The organism is Pseudoalteromonas issachenkonii (assembly GCF_002310795.1).
Lineage (GTDB): Bacteria > Pseudomonadota > Gammaproteobacteria > Enterobacterales > Alteromonadaceae > Pseudoalteromonas > Pseudoalteromonas tetraodonis.
Window position 1 is genome coordinate 937,720 of sequence record NZ_CP011030.1, and the last position, 11,721, is coordinate 949,440.

General features: G+C 40.2%; 10 protein-coding genes. 7 read left to right on the top strand and 3 right to left on the bottom strand.

The window, feature by feature from the left end; translation table 11 throughout:
- Positions 1–30 precede the first annotated feature (30 nt).
- Together PISS_RS04315 and ettA are read right to left on the bottom strand one after the other, a co-directional pair.
- The gene (locus PISS_RS04315; protein WP_013464365.1) at positions 31–393 is read right to left on the bottom strand and encodes a PilZ domain-containing protein; all 363 of its coding nucleotides are present in this window, start codon (positions 391–393) and stop codon (positions 31–33) included.
- 137 nt (positions 394–530) lie between these two features.
- Positions 531–2,204, bottom strand: coding sequence for an energy-dependent translational throttle protein EttA (gene ettA, locus PISS_RS04320; RefSeq protein WP_024601901.1), 1,674 nt, complete (start codon positions 2,202–2,204; stop codon positions 531–533).
- 224 nt (positions 2,205–2,428) lie between these two features.
- On the opposite strand from ettA, the gene PISS_RS04325 reads away from it, so the two are divergent.
- The 3 genes from PISS_RS04325 to metH are packed head-to-tail and all read left to right on the top strand — an operon-like array spanning position 2,429 to position 7,077.
- Positions 2,429–3,376, top strand: coding sequence for a homoserine O-succinyltransferase (locus PISS_RS04325; protein WP_028835473.1), 948 nt, complete (start codon positions 2,429–2,431; stop codon positions 3,374–3,376).
- Positions 3,366–4,436 carry a homocysteine S-methyltransferase family protein gene (locus tag PISS_RS04330; RefSeq protein WP_058154309.1) on the top strand — a complete coding sequence of 357 codons (1,071 nt, stop codon included), beginning with the start codon at positions 3,366–3,368 and terminating at the stop codon, positions 4,434–4,436. Before PISS_RS04325 ends, PISS_RS04330 begins: the two co-directional genes overlap by 11 nt.
- Before the next feature lie 10 nt (positions 4,437–4,446).
- Positions 4,447–7,077 carry a methionine synthase gene (metH, locus tag PISS_RS04335; RefSeq protein ID WP_058154310.1) on the top strand — a complete coding sequence of 877 codons (2,631 nt, stop codon included), beginning with the start codon at positions 4,447–4,449 and terminating at the stop codon, positions 7,075–7,077.
- Positions 7,078–7,184: 107 nt separating this feature from the next.
- Here the strand turns inward: metH and PISS_RS04340 are convergent, their stop codons facing one another.
- Complete coding sequence (locus PISS_RS04340) at positions 7,185–7,733, bottom strand: hypothetical protein (RefSeq protein ID WP_058154311.1); 549 nt, start codon at positions 7,731–7,733, stop codon at positions 7,185–7,187.
- A gap of 827 nt (positions 7,734–8,560) precedes the next feature.
- Between PISS_RS04340 and PISS_RS04350 the strand changes: the two genes are divergently transcribed.
- The 4 genes from PISS_RS04350 (at position 8,561) to PISS_RS04370 (ending at position 11,495) form a co-directional block, all read left to right on the top strand.
- Complete coding sequence (locus PISS_RS04350; RefSeq protein ID WP_058154313.1) at positions 8,561–9,121, top strand: hypothetical protein; 561 nt, start codon at positions 8,561–8,563, stop codon at positions 9,119–9,121.
- Positions 9,121–9,876 carry a hypothetical protein gene (locus PISS_RS04355; RefSeq protein ID WP_058154314.1) on the top strand — a complete coding sequence of 252 codons (756 nt, stop codon included), beginning with the start codon at positions 9,121–9,123 and terminating at the stop codon, positions 9,874–9,876. Before PISS_RS04350 ends, PISS_RS04355 begins: the two co-directional genes overlap by 1 nt.
- A gap of 57 nt (positions 9,877–9,933) precedes the next feature.
- A complete protein-coding gene (locus PISS_RS04360) occupies positions 9,934–10,377 on the top strand; it encodes a hypothetical protein (RefSeq protein WP_058154315.1) in 444 nt (147 codons plus the stop codon).
- 422 nt (positions 10,378–10,799) lie between these two features.
- On the top strand, positions 10,800–11,495 hold the full coding sequence (locus tag PISS_RS04370; RefSeq protein WP_058154316.1) for an aspartate/glutamate racemase family protein: 696 nt from the start codon (positions 10,800–10,802) through the stop codon (positions 11,493–11,495).
- The last annotated feature ends 226 nt before the right edge of the window (positions 11,496–11,721 follow it).

The following is an 11,721-nucleotide window of genomic DNA, read 5'->3' on the forward strand; positions in this document are numbered from 1 at the left end:
ATGGTAATCAACTTCACGCAGTGCGTCTATTTATGTTTGGTAAATAAGCGTTTCAAGCTCACGGTGTAATAATGTTTCATCAGCAAGGTTTAGTTCAACCAAGCGCTTTAAATGCGTAATGCTGTCTATATCAATGTTATGACATTTAAGACCAATATGATTTTCTTCTATATGACGAATAACCACCGGCATTTTTATTTCAATATCACTTTGTGGCAAGGTAAAACGTAATATTGCTTCGTCATTTTTGTTGCCTGTAAAGGCATCGCTTTTAGTGATCAGTGCACCATGTAAAGAAATATCTAATAGGGTACATGCATACTGGGAGCTAGCCGTTTCCAATTGCGCTGCTGTAGAGAACATAATACGAGAAAATTGCCGACGGTTTTGCATAATAATCTTATAAAGTTGTTATTTATAATAAGCATAGCTGGTAATGCTCAACACGCCAATTTGCTCAAAGATAAAAATAGCTCGCATAAAAAAGCCCCGCATAAAATGCAGGGCTTTTAACTTATTCACTGTGGCTATTAGCCAATTTTTTTGTACTTAATACGCTTAGGCTGTGCAGCTTCTGCGCCAAGGGTCTTTTTAAGCCACTCTTCGTACTCAGTGTAGTTACCATCAAAGAAGTTAATTTGGCCTTCGTCACGGTAATCTAAAATGTGTGTAGCAATACGGTCAAGGAACCAACGGTCATGCGAGATACACATGACACAACCAGGGAATTCCAAAATAGCATTCTCAAGGGCACGTAATGTTTCAACGTCCAAGTCATTGGTTGGCTCATCCAGTAGTACTACGTTGCCGCCTGCTTTTAACAGCTTAGCTAGGTGTAAACGGTTGCGCTCACCACCTGAAAGGTCTTTAACAAACTTTTGTTGATCGTTACCTTTAAAGTTAAAACGGCTAACATAAGCACGGCTTGGGAACTCAAAGTTACCAATTTTTAGTACATCTTGGCCATCAGAGATTTCTTGGAATACCGTTTTGCTTTCGTCCATGTTGCCACGGAACTGATCAACAGTTGCCAGTTCTACTGTTTCACCAATGCTGATATTACCGCTATCTGGCTGCTCTTCACCGCTTAGCATTTTGAATAGCGTTGATTTACCTGCACCATTGGCACCAATAATACCCACAATAGCGCCTTTAGGCATGCTAAAGCTTAAATCATCAATTAAAACACGGTCGCCAAAGCTTTTACGTAAGTTGTTTACTTCTAATACTTGGTCACCTAAACGTGGGCCAGGTGGAATAAACAGCTCGTTGGTTTCGTTACGTTTTTGGTAATCAGACTGTTGTAGCTCGCTAAACTGTGCCATACGTGCTTTTGACTTAGCTTGACGACCTTTAGGGTTTGAACGCACCCACTCAAGTTCTTGTGCAATTGATTTTTGACGTGCTTTTTCAGATTTTTGCTCTTGCTGTAAGCGGGCATCTTTTTGCTCAAGCCAAGACGAGTAGTTACCTTCCCATGGAATACCTTCACCACGGTCAAGCTCTAAAATCCAGCCAGCAACATTATCAAGGAAGTAACGGTCATGCGTTACTGCCACAACGGTGCCTTCGTAGTCATGTAAGAAGCGCTCTAACCAGGCAACCGACTCAGCATCTAAGTGGTTAGTTGGCTCATCGAGAATAAGCATGTCTGGTTTTTCAAGTAACAAACGACAAATAGCAACACGACGACGCTCACCACCCGATAGGTGCTCAATTTTAGCATCCCACTCAGGTAAACGCAGTGCATCGGCAGCACGCTCTAATACGTTATCGATATTATGACCATCATGCGCTTGAATAATCGCTTCTAATTCACCTTGCTCTTTTGCCAGTGCGTCAAAGTCAGCACCTTCCATTGCGTATTCGTTATAAACTTCGTCAAGGCGGTTAAGGGCATGTTTTACTTCACCCACAGCTTCTTCAACAATTTCACGAACTGTTTTGCTTTCGTCCAAAACAGGCTCTTGCGGCAAGTAACCAATTTTAGTGCCTGGTTGAGGGCGAGCTTCACCTTCAAAATCTTCATCAACACCTGCCATAATGCGTAGTAATGATGATTTACCAGAACCATTTAGACCTAGCACACCAATTTTTGCGCCTGGGAAAAAATGCAACGAAATATCTTTTAAGATAGTGCGTTTTGGTGGCACAACCTTAGATACTCGACTCATCGAGAATATAAACTTATCAGGTAAAACCATGGAAGAAGCCTTCAATAATAATAAAAATTTCAATGCTGTATTGTAGTGGCTCACAGGTGAAACAGTCAACGAATGGGGCTGTTTTAAAGTACATATTCAATTTGTACAAAACGCGTGAATAAATTTCATTTAGACATCTATACATCTAGAGGTTGATATTTTTCACATTCTGTTCATAATGAGAGCGTATTAATTCTCGGTTTTTATGAGCAGGAGCTTTAAGAATGCCAATTACAGTAGAAGACGAATTGCCAGCTATTGCACGTTTACGTCATGAAAACGTGTTTGTAATGCCAAAAACACGTGCAAAAACGCAAGAAATACGCCCTATGCGTTTGGCTATTCTTAATCTTATGCCTAATAAAGTAGAAACCGAAGTTCAGTTTATTCGCTTGTTGGCTAATTCTCCGCTGCAAGTAAATGTAGAGCTACTGCGCCTTGACACGCATCGTAGCAGTAGTAACTCAGAGCAACACTTAGATACCTTTTATCGTTACTTTTCAGAAGTGAAAAACAATAATTACGATGCACTATTAATTACCGGTGCGCCGCTCGCACATTTAGAGTATGAAGAGGTGGCGTATTGGGAAGAATTCAAAGTGATTATTGATTGGGCCGAGCAGCATGTAACCTCTACCTTGTTTTCGTGCTGGGCTGCCCACGCGGCTTTATATCACCGTTATAATTTAAAGCGCGATTTAAAAGAAAATAAACTGTGTGGGGTGTTTACCCATCAATGCTACTTTGCCCATGGTGCACTTACCCGCGGCTTTGACGATACCTTTTTAGTGCCGCACTCACGCTATGGCCACATAGATATAAATAAAATAAACGCCTGTGAAGAGCTGGTGGTATTAGCGGGCTCTGAACGAGTCGGGGCTTATTTACTTAAAAATAAATCGGGCAGCCAAGTGTTTATTACCGGCCACCCAGAATACGATGCCGACAGTTTAAAAGCCGAATATGAGCGCGATTTACAAAAAAGCCCTGATGCGCCAAAGCCCGAAAACTATTTTCCTGATGACGATGCCAGCAAGCAACCGTCTAAAACATGGCAAAGCCACGCGTTTTTGCTGTTTTCAAACTGGTTAAATTATTACGTTTACCAAACCACACCCTATGATATTAACTTAGTTAGCCAAGACGTAAGGACTAACAACTATGCCGAATAATCCTCAAAACAATAAGCATCAAGAGCTGAGCGCTGCGCTCAAACAGCGCATTTTAATTTTAGATGGTGCAATGGGAACCATGATCCAAGCGCATAAGCTTGAAGAGCAAGACTACCGTGGTGAACGTTTTAAAGATTGGCACGTGCTTATTAAAGGCAACAACGATTTATTAAGCCTAACCAAGCCAGAAATAATAACTCAAATACACCGTAGCTTTTTAGCCGCTGGTGCCGATATTATCGAAACTAACACCTTTAACTCTACCACCATTTCGATGGAAGATTACGACATGGCGAGTATAAGCCGTGAAGTCAATTTAGAGTCGGCTAAGTTAGCCCGCGCTTCATGTGATGAATTTAGCGCCAAAACCCCAGAAAAACCGCGCTATGTAGCCGGTGTGTTAGGGCCAACGTCTAAAACCTGTTCGTTATCGCCGGATGTAAACGACCCCGGCTATCGTAATATCACCTTTGATAAGTTAGTGACTGCGTATGTTGAGTCAACCCTTGCGCTTATGGAGGGCGGTGTAGATATTATTTTAATCGAAACCATATTCGACACGCTTAATGCAAAAGCCGCCTCGTTCGCAGTAGAAGAAGCGTTTGAACAAGCAGGGCGCACATTGCCAGTGATGATTTCAGGTACTATTACCGATGCCTCAGGCCGTACGCTTTCAGGGCAAACCACCGAAGCATTTTATAACTCTATTCGCCATATTAAGCCGCTTTCAATTGGCTTAAATTGCGCCCTTGGGCCAGATTTACTGCGCCAATACGTTGAAGAGCTATCGCGCGTGTGCGAAACCTTTGTCTCTGTTCACCCTAACGCGGGCTTACCCAATGAGTTTGGAGAATACGACTTAGAAGCAGACGACATGGCAAAAGAGATCATAGATTGGGGTAAATCGGGCTTTATTAATATTGTTGGCGGTTGCTGCGGCACTACGCCTGCGCACATTCGTGCCTTTGCCAAAGGGCTTGAAGGCACAGCACCACGAAAATTACCTGAGCTTGAAGTGCGTATGCGTTTATCAGGCCTAGAAGCCTGTAACTTAAATTAAGGAGCCGCCAATGACCCAACAAATTGCAGTATTTACCAATGTCGGCGAGCGTACTAACGTAACTGGCTCGGCCATGTTTAAACGTTTGATCATGGAAGAAGACTACGAAACAGCCCTTAATGTAGCTCGCGAACAAGTAGAAAATGGCGCCCAAGTTATTGATATCAACATGGACGAAGCCATGCTGGACTCAAAAGCGGCCATGGTGAAGTTTTTAAACTTAATTGCCTCAGAGCCTGATATTTCTAAAGTACCTATTATGGTCGACTCCTCTAAATGGGAAGTAATAGAAGCAGGCTTAAAGTGTATTCAAGGCAAGGCCATTGTTAACTCCATTTCACTCAAAGAGGGTGAAGAGCCGTTTATTCGCCAAGCTAAAATTATAAAACGCTTTGGCGCCGCCGCTGTTGTGATGGCATTTGATACCGACGGCCAAGCCGATACTGCAGACCGTAAGTTTGAAATTTGTGAGCGCAGCTACCGTATTTTAGTCGACGAAATTGGCTTTCCGCCAGAAGATATTATATTCGACCCCAACATATTTGCCGTTGCCACCGGCATAGAAGAGCACGACAACTACGCCGTAGAATTTATTGAAGGCACCCGCCGTATTAAGCAAAACTTACCGCACTGTAAAGTGTCGGGTGGGGTATCAAACGTATCGTTCTCGTTTAGAGGTAATAACCCAGTACGTGAAGCGATTCACTCGGTGTTTTTATACCATGCTATAAAAGCGGGTATGGATATGGGCATAGTAAACGCAGGGCAACTTGCGGTTTACGACGACATCCCCGAGGAACTTCGTAAAGCCGTAGAAGATGTAATACTTAACACCGATCCCGGCGCGGGCGAGCGCCTTGTTGAACTTGCGCCTAAATATTCAGGCATGGCACAAGCCGAGCGGGTAGAAGATTTAGAATGGCGCACATGGCCGGTTGAAAAGCGCCTAGAACACGCCCTTGTAAAAGGCATTACCACCTTTATAGATGAAGACACCGAAGAGTGCCGTGCTGGCGCCGATAAACCTATTCACGTCATTGAAGGGCCGCTCATGGATGGCATGAACGTGGTTGGGGATTTATTTGGTGCCGGTAAAATGTTTTTACCCCAAGTGGTTAAATCGGCTCGTGTGATGAAGCGAGCCGTGGCCTACCTTGACCCATTCATTGAAGCCGAAAAAGAGGAAGGCGCCACCAACGGTAAAATTGTTATGGCTACCGTAAAAGGTGACGTGCACGACATAGGTAAAAACATTGTTGGCGTAGTACTACAATGTAATAACTACGAAGTAATCGACCTTGGCGTAATGGTGCCAGCAGATAAAATACTGCAAACCGCGATTGACGAAAAAGCCGATATTATAGGCCTTTCGGGCTTAATTACCCCATCGCTTGATGAAATGGTACATGTTGCCAAAGAAATGAAACGTCGTGGCTTTGAGCTGCCGCTCATGATTGGTGGGGCAACCACCTCAAAAGCGCATACCGCAGTGAAAATAGAGCCGCAGTACGACAAAGGCGTAGTGTATGTAAATAACGCCAGCCGCGCCGTGGGTGTGGTGTCTAATTTACTTTCTAAAGATCACAAAGCAGAATTTTTAGCTAAAACCACTGCCGAGTACGACAAAGTACGCGAACAACAAGCACGCAAAAAGCCGCGCTCAAAACCAGTTACCATACAGCGCGCCCGCGATAATGCAGCCAAGCTCGATTGGGATAACTACACACCACCCGTGCCTAAAAAGTTGGGCGTGACTGAGTTTAAAAATGTATCAATTTCGACTTTACGTAAATACATAGACTGGACGCCGTACTTTATGACCTGGTCAATCGCCGGTAAATATCCGCGCATATTGACCGACGAAGTAGTGGGCGAACAAGCACAAAGCTTGTTTAAAGATGCCAACGATATGCTCGATGAGCTTGAAAAGTCAGGCACTTTGCAACCATTAGGTGTTATTGGTTTATTCCCAGCAAACCGTGTGGGCGATGATATAGAAATTTACACCGACGAAACGCGAAAAGAGCTATTAACTACCTCATGTCATTTACGCCAGCAAACCGAAAAAACCGACTTTGCTAACTACTGCCTAGCCGATTACATTGCGCCAAAAGGCACACCTGACTACTTTGGTGCGTTTGCGGTAACGGGCGGTTTAGAAGAAGACGACCTCGCTAATGCGTTCGATGCCAAGCAAGACGACTACAATAAAATAATGGTAAAAGCTGTTGCTGATAGGCTCGCCGAAGCCTTTGCTGAATACTTGCACGAACAAGTGCGTAAAGAGTATTGGGGTTATGCACCGGATGAAAACCTGGGTAACGATGAATTAATACGCGAAAACTACCAAGGTATTCGCCCAGCACCGGGTTACCCAGCGTGCCCAGAGCACACCGAGAAAAAGAAAATTTGGCAACTACTCGATACCGAAAAGCGCATTGGTATGCAGCTCACCAGCTCATACGCCATGTGGCCAGGTGCTGCGGTTTCGGGTTGGTACTTTTCACACCCACAAGCGAAATACTACGCCGTTGCTGCAATACAGAAGGATCAGGTAGAAGACTACGCTAAGCGAACAAATATGACGCTCGCAGAAGCCGAAAGGTGGTTATCGCCTAATTTGGGGTATGATCCTGATTAGAAGAGCAGCGGTCAAAAGTTGAAGCGGTCAGTTTTTAGCTGTCAGCTATCAGTAAAACAAAAACGAGCCAAGTTAGGCTCGTTTTTTAAATTACACATAAAAAATCTTTAAGGATTATTAGCGAGTAGCTCATCTACTTTTTTTATAACATCTTCTGGTGTTGGCTCAGTCGTTTGTTGTTTTAACCAATCTATTATTTCTGAGCTGACTCTGTAACCCTTTTCAATGCAGTAGTGTTGAGAGGTAACCCAAATATCTGCCCCCCTAGAGGTGCTATATGAATTACAAACAGTGTAGCCTTCACTTTTAATTTTACTTTCAATAAAGTAGGTATAAGTAGGAACTGAAATCAATAGCAAAATCAGAGTAACCCCACAGACCTTATACCATTTAATTAAAAGCTCAGGCTTTATTTCAATATTTCTTACTTTTAAGAATATCAGTCGAGTAAGCATTGCAAATGCTGGCGTATATAAAATTAAACACGCACTAAAACTCTTCTCCTCAAAGATTAGCTTATGTTGATTCAAAGCTTCAAAAACGAGTGTCACCTCACTGTATGAGATCATAGGCAGAGTAATGGTGAGCACAAAGAAGAAAGTAAATAAAAAAATACCCTTTATATTTTTACTTAACGTTATTCTTTCGTGTTTCATTAAACTCCCTTTAATCATCATTTAAATAAGGTATACAAATAAATCACGGTTAAACTTTATACGGTTTTCGTCATGTGCATTATAAGCAACTCTTAGACTAGCTATAATTTTTTAGTTATCCTATTAGTATAAATTAAACACATAGCTGTTCCTTCAACAAGAGCGCCTACAAGAATAAATAAACTAGACTCCACTTTAAATCTTTCACTGTGAAAAACGAAATAGCAGGCTTTGTTTAGGCTAAAAAAAAGTAAGGTGTCTTATGTCAATTTTAAAAAAGCGTAAAGCAGGTTTAGTTTATATAAAAATATTATCATCGTATCAATTTTTAAGAGCAGAAAAACTAAATGCAAGGATCGCGGACTATTAAAACTCATGAAATTAGCTTGTTAAAAAGAACTCTAAATTTAGCTTTACTATTTACTCATATAATTTTTTTATTTGCAGTAGCTGCCATAGCATTCGATCGTGAGAGTTTTGAGGCAATAAGTAACGCAAGATATGGCAATAGCGCTCCCTTAATGCAATCTAGATTAGCAGATATATTTGTATCATTTTGGTTTGCTTATTTGTGCTTAGCTTTGATCCCATTAACTTTAATAAAAGAGCGGCTCGTGAAAAGCTATAACGTTCGAATTTATTTAAATGTACTAGCTTCGTTTATATGCGGATTAATAATCTATATATTTATTATTAATATTTACAACATCTAAAGTTCTAAGTACGTCTTTATACAGTAAGTTGAGATATAAGCATGCTTCTTTGAAGCATTTTATCTTGAATGGGTTAAAGTTTTGCATTTCATTATAAAAATAAGGATAAATTTAATGGACTGGGCGGAATGTTTTAAAACTAAAATGAAGAATAATAGGGTAGTCGCAGGAATAGTGTTGCTTACGGCTATCATTATAGGGATTTCCCAGTTAACTGATGCTATAGCTAAGATAGTATCTTTTTCAGGAAAGCATATTGAGCCTTTGTTTACTCAGGAGCTCAGTTATAAATTTGATAATGACCTGATTAAATTTAATGGAGGAGATGGCTCTTCTGCTAAAAATGCTATATTGATAATTGGCGCATCTACTACCGATGCCGGAGTAGCTGCTGAGTATTTTTGGCTATCTAAAAAATACCCCGGATATAAACTTATTAAGCAATCAACCTACCCTGAAACTCCGAAACGTGTATTCGTTACAATAGATAATCATTCAGAAAAAAGGGAGTTTACCGTTCTAACTCCAGATAAAGCATTGAAGCAATATGATTTGATCACAATTAAAAAAGGAGAGAGCGAGATTGAAGTACATTTTGATATAACAAGCTTTTTTGGAAAACCAATTCAAGACCCTTTAATTTTAGAGGTTTTGAAGAGTATAAAAGACTATTAATGAAGTATCTAAAGTACATATTTCTTTGCCTATCTCTATTTTTCACATCGAACACATTTGCGCTTGAGCAGAAGTATCACGAGAGTGTTTTACCTGTTATTGCCGCTTTTAAAACGCATGATAAAACTGCGATTGCTGCGCATATTCGCTACCCTCTAAAAAGGCAGTATCCACTTCCTGATATTAAAAATGAAGCTGAGTTTATTAACCGCTTTGATGAAGTGTTTGATGAGGAACTTGTTGCCGTTATTGGCAGCTCTAATATCAATACCGACTGGGATAACGTAGGTTGGCGCGGCATTATGCTAAATAACGGCGTAATGTGGGTAGACACAGACGGCAAAGTTATTGCCGTGAATACACAAAATACCACTGAGCAAGCACATGCAGAAAAGTTAATCGCTCAAGATAAACAATCACTCCATTCAAGTATTAAAACTTTTCAAAAACCAATACTCGATTGGAAAACAGCTAACTATCGTGTTCGCATTGATAATTTAGGCGATGGAAACTTCCGCTATGTATCGTGGAGTATTGATAAAAGCCCAAGCGACAAGCCTGATATCGTTTTAATTAATGGTAATATTACCTTTGAGGGTAGTGGCGGCAATCATCACTATACGTTTAAAAACGGGCGTTACAGTTACGTGTTACATGTCACTACTATTGGTTGCGATACATCTTCACTTGGTTGGCTTGAAGTATATAAAAACGATAAGCAATTGTTATTTGAAGACGTTGTAAGTAAAGGTTAATACAGTAGCGAAAAGAGTACATAGTTACTAATGATTAAACAGAATTAGAAATAAAATATGAAAATAGAAGATATCAAGATCAAAATTGAAAGCTCTGAATTTTATAAAAACAATGATATTAAACAGTTGATTGAACTGGTTATTGATTTATATGAAAGCTACAGAATTGAAAATACTATTTTAGAAAATGACGGCGATATGCTTCTTTTTCAGTGCGGGGAAGATAGCCTGAGTAAAGACTACTTTATTGTTGATATTACACGCCAAATTATTCCTGATTTAGACGACATAGATGAAGCTACAGATGCTATGCAGCAACTTAGTACGACTTTTAAATTTTTACCAAGCGAGGCTGCATTTGCGCTTTCAACAACGAGTCAGTGGTGTTCTGCGTTAAATGAGGTTGATAGTCTTAGGGCGTTTATTGAAAATAGTGATGCTTTTCAATGGGCTATTAAAAATGATGTGGTAAAAGTAGATATTGAATTATCTTATATATAAATATTAAAACAATAATTGTAGTCGCATAAACTACGATAATGAAATTGGTTGTGCAATTAGCTTTTTTAAAAGGATTTACATGAATAAAAAAACTTCAAACTTAGTCATTATATTTTTATCTGCATTCATTACATCGTTTGTTAGCCGCTATTTAACTGATTCAATAATAAACCTAAAAGATCTACCTTTTTATATGGAGTTTTTACTTTTCCTAGCTATTTATTTGGTAATTTATTTCCCACTAAATTGTGTATTCGAAAAATTCGTTGTTAAGTCAACATCTGATAGTTAGCAAAACAGTAAGGCAGAATGAGTCAGAGGGTTCGCTATACAAGGCTTTACAGGTATCTTTGCTTATTGTTTTGTCGCATATCTGTGTAGTAATCGGCTTGCTCTTAACCACTTTTAAACAAGGCAATTTTATGAAAACGATTGGCATGCTCGGAGGTATGAGTTGGGAGTCAACAGCCAGTTATTACAAAGCTTTAAACGAAGGCGTTAAAAACTCATTGGGTGGACTACATAGTGCCAAAATTTGTATGGTGAGCGTCGATTTTGCGGAAATTGAAGCTCTACAGCATCAAGGTGATTGGCAACAAACAGCTAAGTTACTCACCAAGGCAGCTAAATCTGTAGAGGTTGGTGGTGCCGACTTTTTACTTATTTGTACCAACACTATGCATAAAGTGGCCGATGAGATTGCCAGTAATATTACCATTCCTATTTTGCATATTGCCGATGCCACCGCTGAGCAACTAAAGCACGATAACATTACGCGAGTAGGGTTGTTGGGAACGCAATTTACAATGGAGCAAAACTTTTACAAAGAGCGTTTAACTAATAAGCATAACATTGAGGTATTAATACCTGAGCCTAATGAGCGAAAGCGAGTGCACGAGGTTATTTATTCGCAGTTATGCCAAGGGATTATTGATGACGATTCGCGAGCTGATTATGTGCGTATTATAGAGCGCTTATTTGCACAAGGCGCACAGGCTATTATTTTAGGCTGTACTGAAATCGCCTTGTTGGTAAAACCACAACATACGCAGGTTCCGCTTTACGATACCACCAAAATACATGCCGAGGCAGCAGTGAAGTTAGCACTGGCAAAATAGTTAAGCTTGAGATAATAAAAAACCGCCAATTGACGGTTTTTTATTATCAAGTAAAGCTGTTAACACGCTTTATTTTAATGGCCTTTCTCAAAGTCATTTACTTCGCGCTCGGCTTAACTTCCTTTAACCTATACATCTGAAGCTTTAATTATTGTATTTTATATAGGCTTGTTTATCATATGAGGTCTATTTACAAAGGCATGTGAATATTTAAGCTTATAGGGAA

Excerpts from the sequence above, each read along its gene's own strand:
- PISS_RS04315 (WP_013464365.1), bottom strand. The coding sequence starts at position 393 with ATGCAAAACCGTCGGCAATTTTCTCGTATTATGTTCTCTACAGCAGCG.
- ettA (WP_024601901.1), bottom strand. The coding sequence starts at position 2,204 with ATGGTTTTACCTGATAAGTTTATATTCTCGATGAGTCGAGTATCTAAG.
- PISS_RS04325 (WP_028835473.1), top strand. The coding sequence starts at position 2,429 with ATGCCAATTACAGTAGAAGACGAATTGCCAGCTATTGCACGTTTACGT.
- PISS_RS04330 (WP_058154309.1), top strand. The coding sequence starts at position 3,366 with ATGCCGAATAATCCTCAAAACAATAAGCATCAAGAGCTGAGCGCTGCG.
- metH (WP_058154310.1), top strand. The coding sequence starts at position 4,447 with ATGACCCAACAAATTGCAGTATTTACCAATGTCGGCGAGCGTACTAAC.
- PISS_RS04340 (WP_058154311.1), bottom strand. The coding sequence starts at position 7,733 with ATGAAACACGAAAGAATAACGTTAAGTAAAAATATAAAGGGTATTTTT.
- PISS_RS04350 (WP_058154313.1), top strand. The coding sequence starts at position 8,561 with ATGGACTGGGCGGAATGTTTTAAAACTAAAATGAAGAATAATAGGGTA.
- PISS_RS04355 (WP_058154314.1), top strand. The coding sequence starts at position 9,121 with ATGAAGTATCTAAAGTACATATTTCTTTGCCTATCTCTATTTTTCACA.
- PISS_RS04360 (WP_058154315.1), top strand. The coding sequence starts at position 9,934 with ATGAAAATAGAAGATATCAAGATCAAAATTGAAAGCTCTGAATTTTAT.
- PISS_RS04370 (WP_058154316.1), top strand. The coding sequence starts at position 10,800 with ATGAAAACGATTGGCATGCTCGGAGGTATGAGTTGGGAGTCAACAGCC.